Genomic DNA, 25,147 nt, shown 5'->3' on the forward strand with positions numbered 1-25,147 from the left:
GTCTCTATCCTATGGTCTGGGCAGGTGAACACCTTCGGGCGGGCACCGCCGCCGACCTTCCGGCCGAACCACACGGTTCATCACAGCGAGAGAGCACACGAGCGATGCCGAGTAGCAAGAGCGCCTCGAAGTCGGCCAAGGCCGTGCGAGCCGCGGGCAAGACTTCTTCGTCCCGTACTCCGGGCGGTGGTAAGGGCGGCCTTCCGGGGAACCGTCAGATCCCGTGGATGGCGATCGGTGCGGCGGCGGTAATCATCGCATTGATCGGTGCGCTGGCCTACAGCCTGGTGCCCAAGTACCGCGAGCAGGCCGAGCTGGCGAAGTACACGCCCAGCGCCGAGCAGCAGGATCCGGCCCTGGAGATCGACGGCGTGGTCACCGTCGACTACAGCAAGACCACCGGTAAGCACGTGCTGCCCACCGACCGCGTCGGCTACGACCAGAAGCCGCCCTTCGGCGGGTCGCACGACTCCGAGTGGGCCGACTGCAGCGGCACGGTCTACAGCCAGGCCATGCGCAACGAGAACGCCGTGCACTCCCTCGAGCACGGGGCGGTGTGGATCGCTTACAACCCGGACAAGGTCGACAACGCCGCCATCGACACCTTGGAGAGCAAGGTCGACGGCAAGGCCTACACGTTCATGTCGCCGTACCCGGATCTGGATTCGCCGATCGCGCTGCAGTCCTGGGGCCATCAGCTGAAGCTGGACAGCGCCGACGATCCGCGCGTCAACCAGTTCATCACCGCGCTGCGCCAGAATCCCTACACCCACCCCGAGGTCGGCGGCTCCTGCTCCAACCCGATGTTCGACCGGGACAACCCGACCCCGTTCGATCCGACGCCGCCGGGTCCGGATGCCAAGGCCGTCGACGGCTCCGATGTCGCCACCGACCCGACCGCGGGCGCGGGCGGCATGATCCCCGGCGTACCGAGCCTGCCGGGCATGCCCGGTCTGCCCGCCGGGCAGCTGCCCGCCCAGCCGCTGCCCGGCGAATGACCGCCCGCGACGACATGAGCGATCCGAACACGGAGACGACCGACGCGGCGACGACCGACACCGCGACGACCGACACCGAGCGGAACGCTCCCGCCGGGCCCGGGGAAGGCCGGGCGGGCAGCGGGCAGCGCCGACCCGGCACCGCGGCGCTCGTATTCGGCGCCGTCGCCGCGATCCTGCTCGGCGTGGTGATCGGCGTGGTGATCCGGCTCCCGCTCGACGGCCACGCCGAGCCCGACCCGAACGCCGTCGACATCGGTTTCCTGCAGGACATGTCCGCCCACCACAACCAAGCCGTGGAGATGGCGGGTATCGCGCTCACCCGCTCGACCGACACCGAGGTACGCACCCTCGCCTACGACATCCTCACCACGCAGGCGAACCAGATCGGCCGTATGCAGGGCTGGCTACAGATGTGGAACGAATCCGCGCAGACCGTCGAGGGCCACATGGGCTGGATGACCGACGCCGGCGGTCATCGGCACGGCGGGAGCGAGCACACCGGCCCGGTCGACACCATGCCGGGCATGGCCTCGCGCGACGACCTCGAAGCTCTGCGCCGCGCCTCCTCCCCCGAACTCGACACCCTGTTCCTGAGCCTGATGCTGCGCCATCACCAGGGCGGAATCCCGATGCTCGAGTACGCGGGCGAGCACGCCGCCACCACCGCCGTGCGTACCTTCTCGGCCGGTATGGCCGCCAGCCAGGCCGCCGAATCCGAACTGCTCACCGACATGCTCACCGCCCGCGGCGGCACCCCGCTTCCCCTCGAGTGACCGCTCGGTCCCTCAACTGGCCCGTCGCGGCACCGTTTTGGCGTCGCGGCGGGCCATGCGCTACGCTTGGCCCGCCCGATCGAGCGGTCTCACAGCTCGGATCGGCGTCTATCCCGCCCTCGTAGCTCAGGGGATAGAGCGTCTGCCTCCGGAGCAGAAGGCCGCAGGTTCGAATCCTGCCGAGGGCACAGACCATGAAAGAGCCCGATCGACGTCCGTCGATCGGGCTCTTTCGTCTCGATGTGAGTGCGGAACCACCGACAGAGCCCGATCGGGGAGGAATCCTCGATCGGGCTCTGCCGAGGGCGCACCGGCAGCGTTGAGCGAGCGGCGGGAATCGAACCCGCGTAGACGGCTTTGCAGACCGTTGCCTGAACCTCTCAGCCACGCCCGCACGGCCTGTACAGACTGCCCGGCGGCGGGGCGGCGGGGCGAGAGTTACGGTCACCCTGATTCCAATGCTCGACGGCGATTCGTGCGAATCGGGCATACCGAGTACCGCGGAATCGCCGCCGACGGCGGCCGACGTGCGATGATCGAACGCATGTCTGCGCCACGTCCGCTTCCGCTCGATCCGATCGAGGAGGCCCGCCGCCAGTGGGTCGATCACGGCTGGGGCGAAGCCGCCGACGGAATGGCCGTGGTGACCTCGCTGGTGCGCGCACAGCAGATCGTGATGGCCCGGGTCGACGAGGCGCTCAAGCCGACCGGACTGACCTTCTCGCGCTACGAACTGTTGCGGCTGTTGAGTTTCAGCAAGACCGGAGCGCTGCCGATGGCCAAGGCCAGCGCGCGGTTGCAGGTCCATCCCACCAGCGTCACCAACACGGTGGACCGGCTGGAGGCGGCCGGATTGGTCACGCGTGTCCCACATCCCAGCGACCGCCGGGCCACACTCATCGAAATCACCGATGCGGGAAGGAAATCCGTGGCGGTCGCGACGGAGGAACTCAACGCCAAGGTCTTCGCGCAACCGGGGCTGGCACCGGACCGGCTCGGCACGCTGTTACAGCTGCTGGCCGAGTTCCGACACGCGGCGGGCGACTTCGACACCGACGGTTCCCCGGTCCGCTGGGCGGGCGGTTCGACACCGGATGGCGGCTGATCGGCCGACCGGTCGAGCACCTGCACCTTCGTCTTGGCACTCGGCCGGAAAAGGGCCACCATTGACGCCATGGTGCTGGTCTTGGGGGTTTCCGCGGGCGCGGGTGGCGCGCGGGCGATCCTCACCCATTCCGACCAGCCGCACCTGCCGCCCATCGATTCCTGCGCGGTCGACCGCCGCCCCGGTGCCGATGTCGACGAGGCGGTCTTCGAGGTCATCCGGCTGATGAGCTTGTCGGCGCAGCACCGCGACGAGCTGATCGCCAGCACCGCGGTGACCTGCCGCTGCCCCGAGCACGCCGAGAGCGTCCGGCGCGCGGCGGGCAGACGCAGGCTCACAATCGTCGACGAGCCGCTGGCCCAGCTGCGCTACCTGCGCTTCACCGGGCGACTGCCGGGATCGGGTTCGGTCGTCATCTACGACCTGGGCAGCTCGGGCCTGACCCTCACCCAGGTCGACACTCGTGCCGACGCCGTCATGGCGATCGATCACAGCAACTCCCCCGGCGGCGACGACTACGACGCGCTGCTGCGCAACCGGCTCGCCCAGGCCGGGGTGCATTCCGACCGTGCCGCCGCCCGCCGCCACCGCGAAGAACTCAGCACCGCCCGGGTGGTCACCGCCATCGACCCCGGTTCCGGCGGGCGCGCCGTGCTCACCCACAGCGATCTCGCCGAACTGCTCACCGAGGGGGTGCGCCGGTCGGCGACGACGGTCCAGCGGCTGATCGAGCGGACCGGCACGCGGCCGGAAGCGTTGGTGCTGGTCGGTGGCTGCGCGCGCAGCCCGATCGTGTGCGAGGAACTCGCGGAGGTGATCGATCTGCCGATCGTCTACGACCCCGAGCCCGAGCACGTCTCGGCGCGGGGAGCGGTGCTGCTGGCCGCCGAGCGCCCCTCCGGCGACGTGCACATGCCGCGCCTGCGCACCGATCCGGTGACGCCCGCGGGCACCGGCTCAACCACCGCGCGGGGAGTCGGGCGCTGGAAGCTGATCACCGCCGCCGTGGTGACCCTCGGCCTCGGCGCGACGGTCGCCGGGCTGCTCGTGTTCGGCCGGGACACCGACCCCACGCAGGACACCGATTCGACCCCGACCCTGATCATCCCGCTGACGGTGGAGTCCGCACCGGCGAATCCCTCGCCGACGAACTGAGTCGCGCAGGCGCGTGGCTAGCATGGGCGGCGGACCGATCGACCGCTCGACCCCCGGGGGAACCTCACGTGTCGTACACGACCGCTCGAACGATGTACACCACCGCCAATGCCGTCCTGCGCGCGCATCGCGGACTGCGTTCGTTCCCGGTCGCCTCGGCGCTGGTCGGGCTCGGCTTCACCGGCGCGGCCTTCGCCACCCTGTTCTTCACCGGCCTCGGGGTAGCCTCCCCGATCCCGTATCCGACGGTGTTCGTGGTGTATCTGCTGTGCGTGACGATGACTGTCGTGGGCAACGCGGGCCTGATCACCCAGGCCGACAATGTGCTGCGCGGCGGCTGGGCCGACCCGAAGGCCGGGCGGCGCGCGGGCCGGTCCCGTTTCTTCGCGCTGCTGCCCTGGGCCCTGGCGGTCGCGATCGTGCTGCCGGTGCTGCGGTTGTTCGAACGCACCGCCCGCGAGCCCGGTGTGCCGGGGCCGAATCGGGCCACCCCGTGGTCGGACATCGCCTATCTGGTGCTGCCGATGATCGTGCTGGAACGTCGTGGCCCGGTCGAGGCGGTGCGCGCCGCCCGGGAATGCCACGCGCGTGTCTGGGGTCCCGGCGTCGCGAGCACCACCCGTCTGGGCACCCTCGGCTACGTCCTCGTCCTGGCGGGCGGCCTGCTGAGCATGCTGATCGGCACCGTCCTCGGCGCGCTGGCCGACGAACTCGTCGGCGGTGTGCTGCTCTCGACGGTCGGCTGCTGGCTCGGCCTCGGTGCTTTCATCACCGTGCTGGCCTTCTACTCCGCCGCCAACACCGTCTACTCGGCCGCGCTGTACCGCTACGCCGTGGACGGTCGCACTCCCCCGGCCTTCGCGGGCATGGACCTCGCCCGCGCCTTCCACAGCGGGGACTTCCCCGCGGACCACTACGACGGCTACCGGTAGTCCGGCTCGTGCCCGCGCGAATCAGCGCGGGCCGAGGGTGTACTCCGCCTACGCGCAGCGGGGCGCTGCGTCCGTGAGATCTGCCCGGAAACGGCAACGGCCCACGTGCTGCGGTAGCGCGTGGGCCGTTGCCGAGAAGCGGGAGGTCAGCGGTTGCCGAACTGGGCGGGCCGCTTCTCCACGAAGGCCGCCATGCCTTCCTTCTGGTCCTCGATCGCGAACAGCGAGTGGAAGACCCGGCGCTCGAAACGCAGCCCCTCGGACAGGGTGGTCTCGAAGGAGCGGTTGACCGCTTCCTTGGCGATCATGGTGACCGGCACCGACATCGAGGCGATGGTCTCGGCGACCTGCTGGGCGGTGTCGAGCAGCTCGGCCGCGGGCACGATGCGCGAGACCAGACCGGCCCGCTCGGCTTCCTCGGCGTCCATATTGCGGCCGGTCAGCACCAGATCCATGGCCTTGGCCTTGCCGACGGCCCTGGTCAGGCGCTGGGAGCCGCCGATGCCGGGGATGACGCCCAGCTTGATCTCGGGCTGGCCGAACTTGGCGGTGTCGGCGGCGAGCAGGATGTCGCAGATCATCGCCAGCTCGCAGCCGCCGCCGAGGGCGTAGCCCGCCACAGCCGCGATGGTGGGCTTGCGGAAGTTGGCCAGCCGCTCCCAACGCGCGAAGTAGTCGTCCATGAACATGTCCATGTACGTCTTGGGCTGCATTTCCTTGATGTCGGCGCCCGCGGCGAAGGCCCGCTCCGAACCGGTGATGACGACCGCGCCGATCTCGTCGTCACGCTCGAGCTCGTCGAGGGCGGCGATGATGTCGTCGAGCACCTGCGCGTTGAGGGCGTTGAGCGCCTTGGGACGGTTCAGCGTGATCCAGCCGACCGCGCCCTTGCCTGCGCTGTTGGGCCTGCGCTCGAGCAGAATCGTCTCGAAGTCGGTCACTTGTCACCCTCTTGCTCGGAACGGTTGCGGACATCGGTGACGATAGCCGAGAAGTCACGGTGGCCGTCGGTCTGGTTGAACCGGGTGTAGATCTCGGCGGCGAGCGCGCCGAGCTGCCCGTCGACGCCGTTGTCACGCAACGCGTTGGCGGCCAGACCCAGGTCCTTGGTCATCAGCGCGGTGGCGAAGCCCGGCTTGTAGTCGTTGTTGGCCGGGCTGGCCGGAACCGGACCGGGCACCGGGCAGTAGCTGGTCAGCGCCCAGCTCTGGCCCGAGGCGGTGGAGACCACGTCGAAGAAGGACTGGTGGCTCAGGCCCAGCTTCTCGCCCAGTACCAGCGCCTCCGACAGCGCCACCATCGAGATGCCCAGCAGCATGTTGTTGCAGATCTTGGCGGCCTGGCCCACACCCGCGCCACCGCAGTGCACGACCTTGCCGCCCATCACCTCGAGCACCGGCAGCGCGGCGGCGAAGTCGGCCTCCTGCCCGCCGACCATGAAGGTCAGCGTGCCCGCGGCCGCACCGGCGACACCGCCGGAGACCGGGGCGTCGACCGCGCGGTGACCGGCCGCGACGGCCTTCTCGGCGGCGGCCTTGGCGTCGGCGACGTCGATGGTCGAGCAGTCGATGAACAGCGTGCCGGGGTCGGCGACCGGCAGCAGGTCGGCGTAGACGTCGAGCACCAGCTTGCCGTTGGGCAGCATGGTGATGACGATCTCGCGGCCCGCCGCGGCCTCGACGGCGGTGGTGACGACGGTGGCGCCGTCGGTGCGGGCCTGCTCCTGCGCGGCCGGGGCCGGGTCGAAGGCGACGACGTCGTAGCCGGCCTTCACCAGGTTGGCGGCCATCGGCCCGCCCATATTGCCCAGGCCGAGGAATCCGATCTTCTTGCTCACTGCTGTGCCTCCGGGGTCACCAGACCCAGTTCCCTGTCACCGAGTTCGACGAAGTAGGCCGCGACCTGTTCGTCGGTGACATCGGCGAGGGTCGCCGGGTTCCATTGCGGGTTGCGGTCCTTGTCGATCACCTGCGCGCGGATGCCCTCGACCAGGTCGTGGGAGCCGAGCGAGGCGATGGACACGCGGTACTCCTCGTTCAGCACCGCCTCCAGGCTGGTCAGCTCGCGCGCGGCGCGCAGCGAACGCAGCGTGACCTTCAGCGCGACAGGCGATTTCGCCAGGATCTCGGCTGCCGCCGCCCTCGCCTCCGGCGCGTCGGCGGTCTCCAGGCGGGACACGATCTCCTCCACCGTGCCCGCGCCGTAGCAGGCGTCGATCCAGTCGCGCTGGGCGGCCAGGCCGGATTCCGGTGCGGCCGTGGCGAACTTGGCGATCGCGATGTCGGCGGGCTCGGTGCGCAGGGTGTCCAGCAACGCCGGGATGTTCTCCGAGCTGACGAAGTAGTCGGCGAAGCCGGTGGCGATGGCGTCGCCCGCGGTCATCCTGGCGGTGGTCAGCGCCACGTGCGTGCCGATCTCCCCCGGCGCGCGCGAGAGCAGGTAGGTGCCGCCCACGTCGGGAACGAAACCGATGCCGACCTCGGGCATGCCGATCTTGGAGCGCTCGGTGACGATGCGGTGGCTGCCGTGCCCGGACAAACCGACGCCGCCGCCCATCACGATGCCGTCCATGACCACGACGTACGGCTTGGGGTAGCTGCCGATGAGCGCGTTGAGGATGTACTCGTCGCGCCAGAACACACCGGTGGGCGAGTCGGCGTTCGCGCCGCCGGACTTGGCGTCGGCGTGGATGGCGACGATGTCGCCGCCCGCGCACAGGCCGCGCTCACCCGCGCCGGTGACGACGACGGTGCGGACCTCGTCGTCGTCGGCCCAGGACCGCAGCGCGTCGGTGATGGCCAGCGCCATCGGATGATTCAGCGCGTTGATGGCCTTGGGCCGGTTGAGCGTGATCAGGCCGAGGCCGTCACGCTTGTCGATCAAGACTTCTGGTTCGGTGGTCATGCTGCTCCTACGACCGAGCGGGCGACGACCACCCGCATGATCTCGTTGGTGCCCTCGAGGATCTGGTGCACGCGCAGATCCCGGACGATCTTCTCCAAGCCGTATTCGGCCAGGTAACCGTAGCCGCCGTGCATTTGCAGGGCCTTGTTGGCGACCTCGAAGCCCACGTCGGTGGCGAAACGCTTCGCCATCGCGCACAGCTCCACCTTGTCGGGCGCGTCCGCGTCCAGCGCGGCCGCCGCCCGCCACAGCAGCGTCCTGGCCGCCTCCAGTTCGGTGCGCATATCCGCCAATTCGAACTGCAGCGCCTGGTTGCGCACCAGCGGCTTGCCGAACGCCTGCCGCTCGGTGAGGTAGGGAACGGTCTTGTCCAGCGCGGCTTGCGCGCCGCCCATCGAGCAGGCGGCGATGTTCAGCCGTCCGCCGTTGAGCCCGTTCATCGCGATGCGGAAGCCGTCGCCCTCCTCGCCGAGGCGATTGGCGACCGGCACCCGCGCGTCCTCGAGGATCACCTGACGGGTGGGCTGGGCGTTCCAGCCCATCTTCTTCTCGTTCGGCCCGACCGACAGCCCGGGGGTGTCGGCCGGGATGATCAGCGCCGAGATACCGCGCGCGCCGTCCTCGCCCGTGCGCACCATCATCACGTAGACGTCGTTGGCGCCCGCGCCGGAGATGAACTGCTTGGCGCCGTTGAGGATGTAGTCGTCACCGTCGCGCACGGCCTTGGTGCTCAGCGCCGCCGCGTCCGAGCCGACCCCCGGCTCGGTCAGCGCGTAGCTGCCGAGCAGTTCCATCGAGGTCATGCCGGGCAGCCAGCGGGCGCGCTGCTCCTCGGAGCCGTAGGCGTCGATCATCCACGTCGCCATATTGTGGATGGAGATGTAGGCGGCGACCGCCGGGCAGCCGGTGGACAGCTGCTCGAAGATGCGGACCGCGTCGAGCCTGCGCAGGCCCGAGCCGCCGAACTCCTCACCGACGTAGATGCCGCCGAGCCCGAGCGGCCCGGCCTTGCGCAGCACGTCCACCGGGAAGTGCTTCTTCTCGTCCCATTCCAGCGCGTTCGGCGCAAGGAACTCGTCGGCGAATTCGCGCGCGGTGTCGCGGATCGCCCGTTCGTCCTCGTCGAGAGTGAACATCGCCTTTGTCAGTCCATCGTCGGGATGACGAACGCGTTGCTCTCCTTGAGGCCGGAGGGCCAGCGCTGGGTCACCGTCTTGGTCTTGGTGTAGAAGCGGATCGAGTCGGGACCGTGCTGGTTCAGGTCGCCGAAGCCCGAGCGCTTCCAGCCGCCGAAGGTGTAGTACGCGATCGGGACCGGGATCGGCACGTTGATGCCGACCATGCCGACCTGCACGCGGGCGGCGAAGTCGCGGGCGGTGTCGCCGTCGCGGGTGAAGATGGCCACGCCGTTGCCGTACTCGTGCTCGTTGGCCAGGCGCAGGCCCTCTTCGTAGTCCGCGGCGCGCACGACGGTGACCACGGGTCCGAAGATCTCCTCCTGGTAGATCCGCATCTCCGGGGTGACCTTGTCGAACAGGGTGGCGCCGACGAAGTAGCCGTTCTCGCCACCCTCGACGGTCAGGCCGCGGCCGTCGACGACGAGCTCGGCGCCCTCGTCGATGCCGATCTGGACGTAGTTGTTCACCCGGTCCACGCCGTCCTGGCCGACCAGCGGGCCGAAGTCGGCGCCGAGGTCGTCGGAGCGGCCGACATTGAGCTTGTGCACGCGCTCGGTCAGCTTGGCGACCAGGCGATCGGCGGTCTCCTCACCGACCGGCACGGCGACCGAGATGGCCATGCAGCGCTCACCGGCCGAGCCGTAACCCGCGCCGATCAGCTGGTCGGCGACGTCGTCGAGGTCGGCGTCGGGCATGACGATGGCGTGGTTCTTCGCGCCGCCGAAGCACTGCGCGCGCTTGCCGTTGGCGGTGGCGGTCTCGTAGATGTACTGCGCGATCGGGGTGGAGCCGACGAAGCCGACGGCCTTGATGCGCGGGTCGTGCAGCAGCGTGTCGACGGCTTCCTTGTCACCGTTGACCACGTTGAACACCCCCGGGGGCAGACCGGCCTCGAGGAACAGCTCGGCCAGGCGCAGCGGCACCGAGGGGTCGCGCTCGGACGGCTTGAGCACGAACGCGTTGCCGGTGGCCAGCGCCGGGCCCGCCTTCCACAGCGGGATCATGGCGGGGAAGTTGAACGGGGTGATGCCCGCGACGACGCCGAGCGGCTGGCGCATCGAGTACACATCGATGCCGGTGCCCGCGCTCTCGCTGTACTCGCCCTTGAGCAGGTGCGGGATGCCGACGGCGAACTCGATGACCTCGAGGCCGCGCTGGATGTCGCCCTTGGCGTCGGGGATGGTCTTGCCGTGCTCGCTGGACAGCAGCGCCGCCAGGCTGTCCATCTCGTCCTGCACCAGGGTGAGGAACTTCATCAGGACGCGGGCGCGCTTCTGCGGGTTGAACGCGGCCCAGACCTTCTGCGCCTCTTCGGCATTGGCGATGACGGCCTCGACCTCGGACTTGCTCGCCAGCGGCACCCGAGCCTGCACCTCACCGATGTTCGGGTCGTAGACGTCGCCGAACTTGCCCGAGGTGCCGGCGACGTGCTGTCCGCCGATGAAATGCGTGAGTTCCCGAACCATGACAGTCCTTCTGTTGTCGTCGCTGACGCGCGCAGAGACTGCGCGACCTCGGTCATCCTATAGTTGGACATCCAAGTAAATCGTCCGGTGTGATCCATCCCACCGGACACCCCGCGATGACAGGCCCGTCATGTCGATGAAACTCGCATGGCGATGTGATGGGCATCACCGTAGTATTCCTATGACGTCCTAGTATTCGGGCGCCCCAGGACTCGCCGGAGGACATTCGTGGCCGACAGCACGCTCCACCAACCCGTCAACCCGGTCCGCTTCGTGACCTCGGCCGCACTGTTCGACGGCCACGACGCCGCGATCAACATCATGCGCCGCATCCTGCAGGCCCAGGGCGCGGAGGTGATCCACCTGGGCCACAATCGCGCGGTCCACGAGGTCGCCGCCGCCGCGATCGAGGAAGACGTCCAAGGCGTCGCGGTCAGCTCCTACCAGGGCGGACACGTCGAGTACTTCGAGTATCTGGCGACGGCGCTGCGGGAGGCGGGCGCCGGACACGTGCGCCTCTTCGGCGGCGGGGGCGGGGTGATCGTGCCCGAGGAGATCGAGCGGCTCGCCGAATCCGGCGTGCGGATCTTCTCCCCCGAAGACGGTCAGCGGCTCGGCCTGCCCGGCATGATCAACCAGCTGATCGCCGACTGCGATGTCGACCTGTCCGTGCGACCGCCCGCGGTGGAGGCGGTACTGGCCGGTGACCGGACCGCCCTGGCCCGCGCCATCACCTGCCTGCAACAGGACGCGCTGCCGGAGGCCGATCACACCGCGCTGCTGGCGGCCGCCGCCGGCCGGACCGTCCCCGTGCTGGGCATCACCGGCACCGGCGGTTCCGGAAAGTCCTCGCTCACCGACGAATTGGTGCGCAGACTGCGTACCGACCAGCAGGACAAGCTGCGGGTGGCGATCCTGGCCGTCGACCCGACCCGCCGTCGCGGCGGCGGCGCGCTGCTCGGTGACCGCATCCGGATGAACTCCCTCGACGGCGGACGTGTCTTCTTCCGCTCGCTGGCCACCCGGGGCGGGCACGAACTCCCGCACGATATCGGCACCATCATCGCCGCCTGCAAGGCCGCCGGATACGACCTGATCGTGCTGGAGACTCCCGGCATCGGCCAGGGCGACGCGGCCATCGTAGATCACGTCGACGTGCCGATGTATGTGATGACACCGGAATTCGGCGCGGCCTCCCAGCTCGAGAAGATCGACATGCTCGACTTCGCCGAGGTGGTGGCGATCAACAAGTTCGAGCGCAGGGGTGGGGCCGACGCGGTGCGCGATGTCTCGCGCCAGCTGGTGCGCAATCGCGAGGCGTTCGGTTCCTCTCCCGAGGACATGCCGGTATTCGGTACCAGCGCCGCCACGTTCAACGACGACGGCGTGACCGCGCTCTACCAGCACCTGATCGGGCTGCTCGCCGCGCGCGGACTGCCGGTGGCCGAGGGCGTGCTGCCGGAGGTCGCCACCCGGGTGTCCACCCGCTTCGCCCAGATCATCCCCACCTCCCGGGTGCGCTACCTGGCCGAGATCGCCGACACCGTGCGCGGTTACCACGCCCGCACCGCCGAACAGGTGCACGCCGCGCAACGGGTGCAGCGCCTGGAACTGGTCGCCGGCGAACTGGCCGAGGACACCGCGGTCGCCGAACTGCTGGAGTCCGCGCGCGCGAACCTCGATCCCGAAAACGCCGATCTGCTCGCCGAATGGCCCGCGCTCGCCGAGAGCTACCGCGGTGAGGAGCAGGTGGTGCGGGTGCGCGATCGCGAGATCCACACCGCCCTGCGCCGGACTTCGTTGTCGGGCAGCAGCATTCCCCGTGTCGCGCTGCCGCGCTTCACCGATCACGGTGAACTGCTGCGCTTTCTGCGCGCGGAGAACCTGCCCGGTCGCTTCCCCTTCACCGCCGGAGTGTTCCCGTTCAAGCGCGACAACGAGGACCCGGCGCGCATGTTCGCCGGCGAGGGCGACCCGTTCCGCACCAACCGCCGCTTCAAGGTGCTCTCCGAGCATTCCGAGGCCAAGCGCCTGTCGACCGCCTTCGACTCGGTGACCCTCTACGGCCGCGACCCCGACGAGCGCCCCGACATCTACGGCAAGGTCGGCACCTCCGGCGTCTCCATCGCCACCATCGACGACATGAAGGCGCTCTACGACGGTTTCGACCTCACCGCGCCGACCACCTCGGTGTCGATGACCATCAACGGCCCCGCCCCCACCATCCTGGCGTTCTTCCTCAACACCGCCATCGACCAGGCGCTCGACCGGTTCCGCGCCGACGCGGGCCGTGAACCCACCGAGCAGGAGGCCGCCGAGCTCAGGGCGCGCACCCTGGCGACCGTGCGCGGCACCGTCCAGGCCGACATCCTCAAGGAGGATCAGGGCCAGAACACCTGCATCTTCTCCACGGAGTTCAGCCTGCGCATGATGGCCGACATCCAGGAATGGTTCGTGCGCAACAAGGTCCGCAATTTCTACTCGGTATCGATCTCGGGCTATCACATCGCCGAAGCGGGCGCGAACCCCATCAGCCAGCTGGCCTTCACCCTCGCCAACGGCTTCACCTACGTCGAGTCCTACCTGGCGCGCGGAATGCATATCGACGATTTCGCGCCGAACCTGTCGTTCTTCTTCTCCAACGGCATGGACCCGGAGTACTCGGTGATCGGGCGGGTGGCCCGCCGCATCTGGGCGATCGCGCTGCGCGACAAGTACGGCGCGACCGAGCGCTCGCAGAAACTCAAGTACCACGTGCAGACCTCGGGCCGCTCGCTGCACGCCCAGGAGATGAACTTCAACGACATCCGCACCACCCTGCAGGCGCTGATCGCCATCTACGACAACTGCAACAGCCTGCACACCAACGCCTACGACGAGGCCGTGACCACCCCGACCGAGGATTCGGTGCGCCGCGCGCTGGCCATCCAGCTGATCATCAACCGGGAATGGGGCCTGGCGATGAACGAGAACCCGCTGCAGGGCGCGTTCGTCATCGACGAGCTCACCGACCTGGTCGAGGAGGCCGTACTGGTCGAGTTCGAGCGGATCAGCGAACGCGGCGGTGTGCTGGGCGCGATGGAGACCGGCTACCAGCGCGGCAAGATCCAGGACGAGTCCATGCTCTACGAGCACCGCAAGCACGACGGCTCGCTGCCGATCATCGGCGTGAACACCTTCCGCAACGAGCACGCCGAGCCCGAGCGCACCATCGAACTGGCCCGCGCCACCGAGCAGGAGAAGAAGTCCCAGCTCGACCGCGTGCGCGGGTTCCAGGACAGCCATCGCGAGCAGGCGCGCGACGCGCTGGCCCGGCTGGAGGACGTCGCGCGCACCGACGAGAACATCTTCGAGGTGCTCATGGACGCCGCCCGGGTGTGTTCGCTCGAGCAGGTCACCGACGCGTTCTTCACCGTCGGCGGGCAGTATCGGCGCAACGTGTGAGCCTGTCCGGCGACCGGGTACCCGGTCGCCGGACCCGACGGACAGATGGGAGGATCGGCGATGAATCCCGGTGATCTGCGTGTCATCGACGCACACATCCACCAGTGGGATCCGCTGGGGACCCCGCGAGGCTTCAGCACCACCGCGCGGCTGCTGAAGTACGTGCCGCTCCCGCTCTCACTGGCGGTGCGCCTGGCGAGCGTGCGGGACCGGGAGTTCGTCGGCGACCCGACCGCGTATCTGAACCCCTACCTGCCCGCCGACTACCGCGCCGACGCGGCCGGTGTGCCGGTCGAGGGCGTCGTGCACATCGAGGTGGAGTGGCACGGCAAGGGGGTGACCGGTAAGGCCGAGGAGACCCGCTGGGTGGCCGGCCTGCCCTTCGGTATCGACACCCCGCCGTTGAGCGGGATCGTCGGGTCCGCCGACCCGGCCGCTCCCGGTTTCGCCGACTTGCTCGACGCCCACCAGAGCGCCTCGCCGCTGCTCCGGGGTATCCGCACGATGGTCGCCCACCATCCCGATCCGGATGTGCGCGTCTACACCCACGACCCGAGCGCGCTGACCTCTCGGGCGTTCCTCCACGGTTTCGGTGAGCTCGCGAAGCGTGACCTGGTCTTCGAGGCATGGGTCTACTCGCATCAGTTGCCACAGGTCAACGCGCTGGCCGCGCGCTATCCCGAGGTCACCATCGTGCTGAACCATCTGGCCACACCGGCGGGAGTGTTCGGCGGAGTCGGCCGGGAGACCGGGCACACCCCCGAGCGGCGCCGTGAGTTGCTGCAGCGCTGGTGCGACGACATCGCCGAGCTGGCCGCCCACCCGAAGGTGGTCGCGAAGGTGAGCGGACTGGCGATGCCGATCCTCGGGCATCCGGTGCCGCGGCGCGGGCACACCACCACCGCCCCGGTGCTGGTGGACCGAATCCGCCCGCTGGTCACCCACGCCCTCGACTGCTTCGGCCCCGACCGGCTGATCTGGGGGTCGAACTTTCCGGTGGACAAGGCGATCACCACGATCCCCGACAGCGTCGCCGCCGTATCCACCGCCCTCACCGAACACGGCGGCGACGGCGACGTTCTCGCCAAGGCGTTCCACGACAACGCCGCGCGTGTCTACCGCATCGAGCCACCGTCCTGAGGGCTCCGCGGCACGCGCGCGAATAGACCGACGGCACCGAGGCCGTCACCGCACGGAGGAGATCCACCATGCCGACGCCATCACCTGACACCTACGACCACGAGATCATCGTCGTCGGCGCGGGGTTCTCCGGTATCGGCGCCGCGATCAAGTTGCGGCAGGCCGGATTCGAGGACTTCCTCGTCGTCGACGACGCGGACGGCGTCGGCGGCACCTGGCACTGGAACACCTATCCCGGCGTGGCTATGGACATCCCGTCGTTCAGCTACCGAAATGTGGGCTAGTGCTCCGCCCTTCAGGGCGGGGGTGAAGGCCCACGCGGGAGGGCCTCCGAGGCCCGAGCATGCTGTGGAGCGAAACGTTGATCCCCTTGCTGGCAAACGAGATTGGATGATCTCGATGATAGGATCCGGGGGTGCAGCTTCGATACAGTTACCGCGTCTATCCGACGCCCGGCCAGCAAGCATCGCTGGCTCGCGCGTTCGGTTGTGCGCGTGTGGTGTACAATGATGCGCTTGCTGCTCGGATGGAAGCGTTCGAGAAGGGCGAGCGGATCAGTGACGCCGAGTTGTCGAAGCGGCTCACCGCCTCCAAGGCGACCCCGCAACGGGCATGGCTGAGTGAAGTGTCGAGCGTGGTGTTGCAGCAGGCACTGGCCGATCTGAATACCGCGTACCGGAACTTCTTTGCCTCGATCACGGGCAAGCGGAAGGGCGCGCGGATGGGCCTGCCTGGGTTCCGCTCCCGTCGGGATACCCGTCAGGCGATCCGGTTCACGAAGAACTCCCGGTTCACGGTCACCTCTGGCGGCGCGTTGCGCCTGCCGAAGATCGGGGACGTGAAGGTCGGGTGGTCGCGGGAACTTCCCTCGGCTCCGTCGTCGGTGACGCTGATCAAGGATGCGGCGGGCAGGTACTTCGCGTCGTTCGTCGTCGCGGTGGACGAGCAGCCGTTGCCGTCGGTCGATGCCGAGGTGGGTATCGATCTGGGGTTGGCCACGTTCGCGGTGATGTCGGACGGGAAGACGATCGATTCCCCGAAATTCTTGCGGCAGGCCGAACGCCGGTTGCGCAAGGCACAGCAAGCCTTGTCTCGTAAGGCGAAGGGGTCGAAGAACCGGGCCAAGGCGCGGCTGAAAGTCGCTCGCGCGCATGCCAGGGTGGCGGACACACGCAGGGACTGGGCGCACAAGAACACGACACGGATCATTCGCGAGAACCAAGCAATATTCGTGGAGAACTTGAGCGTCAAGGGTCTCGCCCGTACCCGCATGGCGAAGTCCGTTCACGATGCGGGCTGGTCGATGTTCACGACCATGCTGGAGGAGAAAGCCGCCCGGTATGGGCGGAGGTTCGGGAAGGTGGACCGTTGGTTCCCGTCCACCCGCATGTGCTCGCACTGTGGGGTGATCGGGGACAAGAAACCCCTGCACGTGCGGGAATGGACCTGCGGGTGCGGGACGACGCACGACCGTGATGTGAACGCGGCAATGAACATCCTCGCGGCTGGACGAGCCGAGAGGCGAAACGCCTGTCGAGCCGGTGTAAGACCTCAACGGATTCGTCCGGGCGGGCAGTTGGTGTAGAAGCAGGAACCCACCGCAGAACCGTGAGGTTCAGGAGGAATCCCCCGCCTTCTTCAGGCGGGGGAGGACGTCAATACTTCGACAAGCACGGGGATGTGCCGCTGCGGCCGTCGGCGACGATCGAAGCGGCCTGGCGCAGCGGGCATTTCGACCTGAACGCTACCGGCTCGCGTGGGCCGGGTGAGGCTGCCTAGTCCCGGCCGGTCGTCGCGGCGGCCAACTGCCGGGTGAGGTCGGCGCGGGCGGTCGCCAGGGACGGCCCGTACCAGGTCAGCGCGCGGCCTTCGACCAAGGCGACGGGGATGCCCGGGAAAGCATCGGGGCCGTCGTCCGCGGTGAAGACGTAGGGTTCGTCGGGCAGAACAGCCAACTCGACGCCGCTGGTCAGCTCGGTGGCGGTGACCGTCGGGTAGCGGCCGGAGCGGTCGGCGTGCACCAGGTGCAGGCCGAGGCGGGCGGCCAGATCACCGGTGAAGGTGTCACGGCCGACGACCATCCACGGGTTGCGCCAGATCGGGATGACAGCGGAGTGCGGTGGTCGCGGAGGCGGTGCGGCCCAATTCTCTTGCGCGGTGGTGAGCCAACCGGGGACGGGCTGGGCGAATGCGGTGGTGAACAGCCTGGTCAATGAGGTGAACGCCGCGTCGAGGGTCTCGATTTTCGTCACCCACACGGCGACGCCCGCGGCGCGTAAGCGGTCGACATCGAGACGGCGATTCTCCTCCTGGTTGCACAGCACCAGGTCGGGAGCCAATTCGACGATGCGGCGCACGTCGGGATTCTTGGTGCCGCGTACTCGCTCGACATCGAGATCGACCGGGTGCGTACACCACTGTGTCGCCGCGATCAGCGTGTCGGGACAGGTGTGGGCGACGGCCTCGGTGAGGGAGGGCACCAGGGACACCACCCGGCGGACGGGCGCTGTGAGCGCGACGGCAGCGCCGAGGTCGTCACGCAGCGCACCGTCGCGCCGGGAGTCCGGTGAGCTCACACCCGCCATACCCGCCAGCCTAGGCGAATCCGCCCACCACATCGACGGCTCTCGGCAGACGGAGGCGAGGCGATTTTCGATGATGCCACGGCAGCACATGAGGTGGCGAAAGCGGCTCGCAAGCAAGCCTTCTCGAAGTGACCGGATCCTCCCCGGAACGCGGCAACCTGACGTCCGCCGCAGATGGGGGCCGGTGGGCGCGACAGCAGTACTGCCCGAGCGGCAATCGGGCAGCGGCAGGGCAGTGCTCGGACATTTCCCGGCACCGTGGCCGGGCCGCACACTGAGTGAGGCACCCGGCGCCGAGAAGTTCCGACACCGCGTTCCGGACGGGACCGCCCGAACGAAGTTCGGTCACGCGATCGGCCTCGCTGCCGGGTGCCAACCAAGCTGCCGGTCGTCCATCCGGGCGGCCGGGGCTCAGGACCGCTCCAGCGCTCCATAAAGGGTTCGCAACTCCTTCAGCGCCGTCGTCGCGTTCGTCTCGTCTTCGGACACCATCCGCAACGCCTTCCGCAGCAGCATGGGATCGAGATCTTCTATCACCGAACGGAATTCGATGCGCGGTGGCATCGGCAGTTCGCGTCGGTCACCGTAGGGGTCGGTCAGGTCGGCGGTGTCGTCCTCGCCGGGATCGGGGGTGCGTTCGAGCCGGGCGATGAGAGCGTCGAGATCCAGGCCGCGCAACGTGAGTATTTCCCGCGGCGCTTCGTCGAAACGTTCGGCGAGCAGGTAGCAGACGGCGGCGGCGTGCTTGCACGGCCAGCCGGGGTCGGGGCAGGTGCAGGAGAAGTCCAGGTCGGCGGCAGTGGTGGGGAGCAGGTGCGGGCCGAGGGCGGCGGGCAGGACGCCGGAGGCGATATCGGCGAGCGTGCCCGGTGCCGCGCGGATGGTCTCGACGAGTAGCTCGATCTCTTCCTCACGCAGGCGGCGGACGGTGAATTCGGCGGTGAACGGACGCGGCTGGCTGCCCTGCACTTCGGCGACGACGATGCCGATGTCGATGCGGTAGTCGATCACATTGCCCGCGCGGGCGTAGCCGCGCCCGCGAGCGAGCCTGCCCGGTTCGGACATGGCCTCGACCGCGTCGATGAACGCCTTGCCCCACCAGGTGCGCCCGAATCCGCCGCGCTTGGTGCGCGCGCTGACGCCGCGGCTCACTCCCGGCCCCTCTCTGCCGGGCGCGCCGCACCGGCTGCGCCGGGCACATCATTACCGCCCGCGCCGGGCACATACTTCCTGGCCGCGCCGATCATTCGCCCACCGCCTCCGATCCCAGCGTGAACAGTTCCCGTAGCTCGTCGGTGCCCAGTTCGGTGATCCAGTTCTCCCCCGCGCCGACGGCGAGATCGGCGAGTCTGCTCTTGCCGGTGATCATCTCGTCGATCCGCTCCTCGATGGTGTCGACGCACACCAGCTTGCGCACCTGCACGTCACGGCGCTGGCCGATGCGATAGGCGCGGTCGGTGGCCTGGTTCTCCACTGCCGGATTCCACCAGCGGTCCAGATGCACCACATGATTGGCGGCGGTCAGATTCAGGCCGGTGCCGCCTGCCTTGAGCGACAACAGCATCAGCGGCGGACCGCCCTCGGACTGGAACCGATCCACCATGGCGTCGCGGTTGTTCTTGTCGACCCCACCGTGCAGGAACGGGATGGCGGTGCCGAATCGCTCGGTGAGGTAGGGGACGAGCAGCTCGCCGAACTCGCGGAACTGGGTGAACAGCAGGGCTTTCTCGCCTTCGGCGATCACCGTGTCCAGCACGTCCTCGACCAGCGCGAGCTTGCCGGAGCGGTGCCTGCCGCGCCGCAGCACCGGCGATTGGTCGCGCAGATAGTGCGCGGGATGGTTGCACACCTGCTTGAGATTGGTGAGAGCCGCGAGCACCGCCCCTTTGCGCGCCATGCCCTTGGCATTCTTGATCTTGTCGAGCATGTCGTCGACGACCGCCTGATACAGCGCCGCCTGCTCGACGGTCAGGTTGGCGCGCACCGTCATCTCCAGTTTGTCGGGCAGATCGCCGATGACGGCCGGGTCGGTCTTGAGCCTGCGCAGCACGAACGGGCCGGTCACCAGACGCAGCCGCGACAGCGCGTTCTGATCCTGTTCGCGTTCGATCGGCACCGCGAATCTGGCGCGGAAGGTCTGCGGCGTGCCCAGCAGTTTCGGCATCGCGAAGTCCAGGATCGAGCGCAATTCCTCGAGCCGGTTCTCGACCGGGGTTCCGGTGAGCGCCAGGCGATGCCGGGCGGGCACGGCGCGGGCGGCGCGGGCCTGGGCGGTGGCGGCGTTCTTGATGTGCTGCGCCTCGTCGAGCACCACCCGATCCCATGTCAGGGTGGACAGTTCGGTCACATCCCTGGCCAGGATGGCGTAGGTGGTGAGCACGAGATCGGCATCGGTGACGGCTTCCTCCAGGTCGAGGCCGTGCCTGCGGTCCTTGCCGTGATGGACGAGCACCTGCAGGCCGGGGGTGAAGCGGGCGGCCTCGCGCTGCCAATTGCCGACCACCGACATCGGGCACACCAGCAGGGTCGGCCCACTCGCCTCGCCGGCCTCGCGTTCGTGCGCGAGCAGGGCCAGCACCTGGACGGTCTTGCCCAGGCCCATGTCGTCGGCCAGGACCGCGCCGCAGTTCAACCGGCTCATGGCCGCCAGCCAGGTCAGGCCGCGCTGCTGATAGGGGCGCAGCTGCGCTTTGAGGCCGGCGGGCGGCGGAACGGGTTCGCGTTCGCCTTCCCGCTCGAACAATTCCTCGGCCCAGCCGGTGGCGGTGACCTCGGTGAGCGGCACCTTGTCCACGCGGGTGGCGGCGATATGGCCGAGCATATCGGCGAGGGTGACCGGCGAGTCGTCGCTGTGGGCGGCCACGTAGCGGGCCGCGGCGGCGAGCGCCTTGTGGTCGGCCTGCACCCATTCGCCGCGCAACTGGACCAGATCGGACTTCGCCCGGATCAGCTTTCCCATCTCCGCGCGGGTGAGCACCTTGTCGCCGACGGCCAGCTCCCAGCGGAACGACAGCAGACCGCGCATGCCGACGGTGCTCTCGGCGGCCGGCGCGCCGCTGCTCACGCGCAGTCGCATGCTCGGCTCGGCGATGTTCCAGGCGCGCGGAAGCAACAGGCGCACACCCGCCTCGCGCAGCGCGGTCGCGCCGTGGGCCACCAGGTCGGCGACGACTTCGGTGGGCAGCAGCAGGTCCAGCGAGTACGGGTCGGACGGCAGGTCACGCAGGCGCGGATAGACGCGCTGCGCCTCGCCGAGTTTCTCCAGCGCTGTCCGCAGCAGGCTCGGCTCGGCATTGATCGGGACCGGCACCGGGGCGGAGTCCTCGGTGCGCAGGCAGACCTCGAGTCGCCACAGGGTGATGTCGGCGGCGGCATCGTGTCCGCGCGCGCTGTCGGTCTCGACCGCGTCGCCGTCCACCTCGGACTCGTCGTCGGCTCCGCTTCCCAGCCCGTCCGGTTCGAGCAGCCGCAGGACCAGTTCCGGCTCGTCGAGGGTCAGCGATTCGCGCCAGCGCCGCAGCACCTCCGCGAGTTGGTGACTACCGGTGTCCAACGGCTGGTCGGCGACCAGCCCCCGCATCAGCGGATGGGTGACCGGGATGTCCGCGAGGTACTGCCGGGCGATGGGGTCGGTCAGCTCGCGAACAAGATCGTCGAGCACCTCGGCGGGCTTGCCCGCGACCCGCAGAGCCGCGGGCATCGTCATCGCGAGCTCGGCCAGCCACGCCCGCTGCCGCGCCCCGCCGACCAGCCGCCAGCGCACCCACCACTGGCCGTCGGCCCGATCCAGATCCGGCACGACGCGTCCGGCCCGCACCCAGCGATCGAGACCGTCGGCGACCCGCGCGAGGAACCGCAGATCACCCGACACCAGCGCGACCGGCAAACGCTGCCGCAATGCCGCGACCGCCGTGTGCGGCACCAGCGCGTGCGCCCGCACCTGACCGGCCACCGGCCCGTCCGGTCCGGGCACGAGGGCTCGCGCGCGATGCCGCCACCGCGACCCGCGCAGCAGCGACCCCAGCGGATCAGGCAACTGCGCGGGCACATCCCCCTCGGCCCACAGCACCAGGCCCGACCCCGGTGACCACAGTCCGTGCAGCATCCACCCATCCAATCAGGCGCCTGTGACACGACCCGGACTACGGTGGGTGGACGTGGACCTACGCATCTTCACCGAACCCCAGCAAGGGGCGAGCTACGACGACCTGCTGCGCGTCGCCAAGACCACCGAAGACGCCGGTTACGACGCCTTCTTCCGCTCCGACCACTTCCTGAAGATGGGCGATGCCTCGGGTCTGCCCGGCCCGACCGACGCCTGGATCACCCTGGCCGGCCTGGCCCGCGAGACCTCCCGCATCCGGCTCGGCACCCTGGTGACCTCGGCCACTTTCCGGCACCCGTCGGTGCTGGCCATCTCGGTGGCGCAGGTCGACCAGATGTCGGGCGGACGCGTCGAGTTCGGGTTCGGGGCGGGCTGGTTCGACGACGAGCACACCGCCTACGGCATCGCCCTGCCCGAGGTGCGCGAACGCTTCGACCGCTTCACCGAGCAGTTGGAGATCATCACCGGTCTGTGGGAAACCCCGATCGGCGGCACCTTCGACTATCAGGGCAAGCACTACGAACTGAGCGGCAGCCCCGCGCTACCCAAGCCCGCGCAGTCGCCACGCCCGCCGCTGATCATCGGCGGCAGCGGCAAGAAGCGCACCCCGGCGCTGGCCGCCCGCTTCGCGCAGGAATTCAACCTGCCCTTCACCGACGCGACCACGGCCGCGACCCAGTTCGCGCGGGTCGCCGCGGCCGCGGAGGCGATCGGCCGCAATCCTGCCGAGATCACCCGCTCGGCCGCCCAGGTGCTGTGCCTGGGCCGGAACGACGCCGAGGTCGCCCGCCGCGCCGCCGCCATCGGCCGCGAAGTCGAGGAGTTGAAGCGCAACGGTCTGGCGGGTACCCCCGCCGAGGTCGTCGACGCCATCGGCCGCTATCGCGCCGGAACCGGTATCAACCGCCTCTACCTGCAAATTCTGGACCTGACGGATCTCGATCACCTCGAACTGTTCGCCGCCGAGGTCGCCCCGCACCTGGGCTGAGCACCGGCCCGCTCGACCGAATTCGTTGTCCGGTCGAGCGGGCGCGGGTACGGCGCGCCGACCTGCCGCCCGGTCACTCACGCTCGGCGGCGTTCCTCGATCGTTCCTCGCTCTCGCGATCCCCGCTGTCCGCCCTCGGCGGCTGGAACCACACCACGGTCATCGCGGCCAGTCCCACCACCAGCACGATCAGCACGATTTCGCTCACTTCCACAGCCTCTCCTCTCGTCAGGAGACGACGGCACCGAAAACCACTCGGCAGCAACGCCATCGGCGTCGCCCGCACCGCCGGATCCGTCATCACCGCTTTACCGGATCGGCGTGATCGAAACTCGGTACGCCCACGATCGAGACCTCCGACACGTGCCGCCGTCACTCATCGCACCCGGTCATGTCCTCCTCTTCCCCGGGCTCCCCGATCTCCGACCGGGACGGTCGCAGCCACAGCAACGTCAGGCCGGTCAACCCCAGCACCAGCACCGCGAGCACCACATCACAGCTCTTCACGAACCCTCCTCCTCGGTGTCCGGCGGGATCCACCGGAACCCCTTCGGATACACCGCCATCGGCGTCACCAGCGCCGCCACATCGGTCACCACGTGACGCACCGGGTCGGCGTGCTCGAAGCTCGGCACCACCACAGCAACCGCCTCGAACTCCGCCACATGTCGCGCCACCGCCATCGCCACCACCAACGGCGAAGCGTCCACCGACACCGTGAAGGCCAGGCGCAGGCCGTGCCTGGCCGCCAACGACTCGAGGTCGAACTCCGCTCCACACACCAGATTCCGCTGGATCAGGCCGATCGCACTCGGCCGGTCGTCCACCATCCGCTTTCCGTCCCCTTCGCCGCATCGAAACAACTGGTCGAAAGGCCACTCGCCGGGATCTGGCGGTGGCCGGGCCTTGCGCTAGTAGCGTGGACGAGGAGCGGCTTCAGTGGCGGCGAGAAGTGTTCACAGCTGTGTTGACAGCTTTTGCGGGAATTCGGTGTCGACTCTTCGGGGGTGCGGGTGTACGACGGTGAGCACTTGCGGGCCGCACGGGTGGCGGCGGGGATCAGCCTGCGCTACATGGCTTCTCGCGTGCATTTCGCGCCGTCCTATCTCAGCTTGGTGGAGACCGGCAAACGTCCGGTCACCCCGCGACTCGTCCTCGGCTACGAAGACGTGCTCGGGCCGGCGGCGCTGCGGCGGAACGCCTCCGACGACGATCCTTCGGTCGAGGCCTGGATCGAGCGGGTCAACGCGACCGACATCCCGGACGGGGTGCTCGGTTACCTCGACTACTCGGTCGACGACCTGGCCCGCGCCTATCCGGTGACCGCGCCGTCGGCCGTGCTGGAGTGGGCGCTGACCAATATGCGGGTCGGCCGGGCGATGCTCGATCGCAAGAAGACCCTGGCCGAGCATCGGCGGCTGATGCTGACCCTCGGCTGGTTCTCGTTGATCGCGGCGGCCTGTCACGTCGATCTCGGCGAGGCGCTTGCCGCGCGACAGCGCCTGCGGGTCGCCCGCGACATCTCCTTGGAGGCCGAGCATCCGGAGATCACCGCCTGGGCGATGGAGACCATGGCCTGGCAGCAGCTCACCGACGGCGACTTCACCGTCGCCGCGACGGCCTCGCAGGTCGCCCAGCACCTCGCCCCGCGCGACAGTTCGGTCTTCATCCAGGCCACCGCCCAGGAGGGCAGAGCACTGGCGCGGATGGGCAACCGGGACGGGGCCTACACCGCGTTACGCAGTCTCGCCCGGCTGGTTTCCGGGCGGCACGACCCGAAGCAGATCGAACACCACTTCTGCTTCGACCCGACCAAGTCCAACTCCTACATGGCCGCCATTCTGGCGTGGATCGGCGATCCGGCGGCCGAATCGTTCGCGCGGCAGGTCATCTCCGATCTGGAGAACGCGCAGCATTCGCGCCCGCGCAGGCTCGTCGCGGCCCGGCTCGACCTCGGTCTCGCCCTGCTGGCCGCGGGCAAGGTCGACGAGGCGGCCGAGACCGCGCTCGCGGCGGTCACCTCCGGGCGAATGGTGCCCTCGACCTTCTGGCGGCTCGACGAAGTGGTCGAGGGTATCGAGCGCGTCGATACCCGTGCCGCGCGACGGGTCCGCGAGGCATTCCGCGACCACTACCCGACGCGGGCCCCAGCCGGCTGAGCTCTCGGCCGGGGCGCATCCGGCGGGCCACGCGGTGCCGAACCGCGCCCATGCCGACTCCGCTCCCGCGACGACCTTTGCTCCGCAGTCCCGTGCCCGGCGGAGAGGCGGCGGATCAGAATGTGGAATACGGGAAATCCACAGTCGCGGACCTCCCCGCACCGCGAATGTCGGCGGTGGCGAGTAGGAGTTGCGGGGTGCGCGAAAACAGG

The 25,147-nt window shown here is 69.0% G+C and carries 21 protein-coding genes, 2 tRNA genes and 2 pseudogenes; 13 read left to right on the forward strand and 12 right to left on the reverse strand.

Features of this window, described 5'->3' with window-relative positions:
* The first annotated feature begins 104 nt into the window (after positions 1–104).
* The 3 genes from NS3_RS16105 to NS3_RS16115 all read left to right on the forward strand — a co-directional run bounded on the left by NS3_RS16105 (position 105) and on the right by NS3_RS16115 (position 1,962).
* Positions 105–998, forward strand: coding sequence for a thioredoxin-like domain-containing protein (locus NS3_RS16105; protein WP_067860449.1), 894 nt, complete (start codon positions 105–107; stop codon positions 996–998).
* 14 nt (positions 999–1,012) lie between these two features.
* The gene (locus tag NS3_RS16110) at positions 1,013–1,774 is read left to right on the forward strand and encodes a DUF305 domain-containing protein (protein ID WP_067860647.1); all 762 of its coding nucleotides are present in this window, start codon (positions 1,013–1,015) and stop codon (positions 1,772–1,774) included.
* A 115-nt stretch (positions 1,775–1,889) separates the two neighbouring features.
* Positions 1,890–1,962, forward strand: a tRNA-Arg gene (locus NS3_RS16115).
* Between the two features lie 134 nt (positions 1,963–2,096).
* On the opposite strand, the gene NS3_RS16120 is transcribed toward NS3_RS16115, so the two are convergent.
* Positions 2,097–2,168, reverse strand: a tRNA-Cys gene (locus NS3_RS16120).
* A gap of 150 nt (positions 2,169–2,318) precedes the next feature.
* Between NS3_RS16120 and NS3_RS16125 the strand changes: the two genes are divergently transcribed.
* From NS3_RS16125 to NS3_RS16135, 3 genes are all read left to right on the forward strand, one after another.
* Entirely contained in the window at positions 2,319–2,879 is a 561-nt protein-coding gene (locus NS3_RS16125; RefSeq protein WP_067860649.1) for a MarR family winged helix-turn-helix transcriptional regulator, read from the forward strand.
* A gap of 69 nt (positions 2,880–2,948) precedes the next feature.
* Positions 2,949–4,034 (forward strand): Hsp70 family protein, encoded by a 1,086-nt coding sequence (locus NS3_RS16130; protein ID WP_067860451.1) that lies wholly within the window; start codon positions 2,949–2,951, stop codon positions 4,032–4,034.
* 68 nt (positions 4,035–4,102) lie between these two features.
* On the forward strand, positions 4,103–4,966 hold the full coding sequence (locus NS3_RS16135) for a DUF6159 family protein (protein WP_157101374.1): 864 nt from the start codon (positions 4,103–4,105) through the stop codon (positions 4,964–4,966).
* A 146-nt stretch (positions 4,967–5,112) separates the two neighbouring features.
* Here NS3_RS16135 and NS3_RS16140 read toward each other — a convergent pair whose 3' ends face one another.
* Genes NS3_RS16140 through NS3_RS16160 form a run of 5 tightly spaced genes read right to left on the reverse strand, consistent with a single transcriptional unit; the run spans position 5,113 to position 10,514 of the window.
* Positions 5,113–5,907, reverse strand: coding sequence for an enoyl-CoA hydratase (locus NS3_RS16140; RefSeq protein ID WP_067860455.1), 795 nt, complete (start codon positions 5,905–5,907; stop codon positions 5,113–5,115).
* Positions 5,904–6,803, reverse strand: coding sequence for a 3-hydroxyisobutyrate dehydrogenase (gene mmsB, locus NS3_RS16145; protein ID WP_084495609.1), 900 nt, complete (start codon positions 6,801–6,803; stop codon positions 5,904–5,906). The genes NS3_RS16140 and mmsB overlap by 4 nt, the downstream gene beginning before the upstream one ends.
* Complete coding sequence (locus tag NS3_RS16150; protein ID WP_067860457.1) at positions 6,800–7,870, reverse strand: enoyl-CoA hydratase/isomerase family protein; 1,071 nt, start codon at positions 7,868–7,870, stop codon at positions 6,800–6,802. The genes mmsB and NS3_RS16150 overlap by 4 nt, the downstream gene beginning before the upstream one ends.
* Positions 7,867–9,006: an acyl-CoA dehydrogenase family protein gene (locus NS3_RS16155; RefSeq protein ID WP_067860459.1), complete on the reverse strand. Its 1,140-nt coding sequence runs from the start codon at positions 9,004–9,006 to the stop codon at positions 7,867–7,869. The genes NS3_RS16150 and NS3_RS16155 overlap by 4 nt, the downstream gene beginning before the upstream one ends.
* Before the next feature lie 8 nt (positions 9,007–9,014).
* Positions 9,015–10,514, reverse strand: a complete 1,500-nt coding sequence (locus tag NS3_RS16160; RefSeq protein ID WP_067860461.1) for a CoA-acylating methylmalonate-semialdehyde dehydrogenase — start codon at positions 10,512–10,514, stop codon at positions 9,015–9,017.
* A gap of 228 nt (positions 10,515–10,742) precedes the next feature.
* Here NS3_RS16160 and icmF point away from each other — a divergent pair, with 228 nt between their 5' ends.
* From icmF to NS3_RS30670, 5 genes and pseudogenes are all read left to right on the forward strand, one after another.
* On the forward strand, positions 10,743–13,958 hold the full coding sequence (icmF, locus tag NS3_RS16165; protein ID WP_067860463.1) for a fused isobutyryl-CoA mutase/GTPase IcmF: 3,216 nt from the start codon (positions 10,743–10,745) through the stop codon (positions 13,956–13,958).
* A 60-nt stretch (positions 13,959–14,018) separates the two neighbouring features.
* Positions 14,019–15,098: an amidohydrolase family protein gene (locus NS3_RS16170; protein ID WP_067860464.1), complete on the forward strand. Its 1,080-nt coding sequence runs from the start codon at positions 14,019–14,021 to the stop codon at positions 15,096–15,098.
* 68 nt (positions 15,099–15,166) lie between these two features.
* A pseudogene (locus NS3_RS16175) lies at positions 15,167–15,370 on the forward strand (NAD(P)-binding protein); the annotation flags it as partial.
* A gap of 143 nt (positions 15,371–15,513) precedes the next feature.
* Complete coding sequence (locus NS3_RS16180; RefSeq protein WP_067860467.1) at positions 15,514–16,683, forward strand: RNA-guided endonuclease InsQ/TnpB family protein; 1,170 nt, start codon at positions 15,514–15,516, stop codon at positions 16,681–16,683.
* A 74-nt stretch (positions 16,684–16,757) separates the two neighbouring features.
* Positions 16,758–16,877 (forward strand): annotated as a pseudogene (locus NS3_RS30670) (hypothetical protein); the annotation flags it as partial.
* On the opposite strand, the gene NS3_RS16185 reads toward NS3_RS30670, so the two are convergent.
* The 3 genes from NS3_RS16185 to NS3_RS16195 form a co-directional block, all read right to left on the reverse strand.
* Positions 16,874–17,683 (reverse strand): helical backbone metal receptor, encoded by an 810-nt coding sequence (locus tag NS3_RS16185; protein WP_067860468.1) that lies wholly within the window; start codon positions 17,681–17,683, stop codon positions 16,874–16,876. The pseudogene NS3_RS30670 and the gene NS3_RS16185 sit on opposite strands and share 4 nt — an antisense overlap.
* Positions 17,684–18,094: 411 nt before the next feature.
* Positions 18,095–18,835, reverse strand: a complete 741-nt coding sequence (locus NS3_RS16190) for an SWIM zinc finger family protein (protein ID WP_067860470.1) — start codon at positions 18,833–18,835, stop codon at positions 18,095–18,097.
* Positions 18,836–18,926: 91 nt separating this feature from the next.
* A complete protein-coding gene (locus NS3_RS16195) occupies positions 18,927–21,788 on the reverse strand; it encodes a DEAD/DEAH box helicase (RefSeq protein WP_067860472.1) in 2,862 nt (953 codons plus the stop codon).
* 52 nt (positions 21,789–21,840) lie between these two features.
* Between NS3_RS16195 and NS3_RS16200 the strand changes: the two genes are divergently transcribed.
* Positions 21,841–22,776, forward strand: coding sequence for an LLM class F420-dependent oxidoreductase (locus NS3_RS16200; protein ID WP_067860652.1), 936 nt, complete (start codon positions 21,841–21,843; stop codon positions 22,774–22,776).
* 73 nt (positions 22,777–22,849) lie between these two features.
* Here NS3_RS16200 and NS3_RS29145 read toward each other — a convergent pair whose 3' ends face one another.
* The 3 genes from NS3_RS29145 to NS3_RS16205 all read right to left on the reverse strand — a co-directional run bounded on the left by NS3_RS29145 (position 22,850) and on the right by NS3_RS16205 (position 23,606).
* Positions 22,850–22,990: a hypothetical protein gene (locus NS3_RS29145; protein ID WP_157101375.1), complete on the reverse strand. Its 141-nt coding sequence runs from the start codon at positions 22,988–22,990 to the stop codon at positions 22,850–22,852.
* Positions 22,991–23,148: 158 nt separating this feature from the next.
* On the reverse strand, positions 23,149–23,283 hold the full coding sequence (locus NS3_RS30365; protein ID WP_281205744.1) for a hypothetical protein: 135 nt from the start codon (positions 23,281–23,283) through the stop codon (positions 23,149–23,151).
* Positions 23,280–23,606, reverse strand: a complete 327-nt coding sequence (locus NS3_RS16205) for a hypothetical protein (protein ID WP_067860474.1) — start codon at positions 23,604–23,606, stop codon at positions 23,280–23,282. The genes NS3_RS30365 and NS3_RS16205 overlap by 4 nt, the downstream gene beginning before the upstream one ends.
* Positions 23,607–23,783: 177 nt before the next feature.
* Here NS3_RS16205 and NS3_RS16210 point away from each other — a divergent pair, with 177 nt between their 5' ends.
* Positions 23,784–24,935 (forward strand): helix-turn-helix domain-containing protein, encoded by a 1,152-nt coding sequence (locus tag NS3_RS16210; protein ID WP_245649646.1) that lies wholly within the window; start codon positions 23,784–23,786, stop codon positions 24,933–24,935.
* Positions 24,936–25,147 lie beyond the last annotated feature (212 nt).

It is taken from the genome of Nocardia shimofusensis NBRC 100134 (assembly GCF_001613125.1).
Classification (GTDB): Bacteria; Actinomycetota; Actinomycetes; order Mycobacteriales; family Mycobacteriaceae; genus Nocardia; species Nocardia shimofusensis.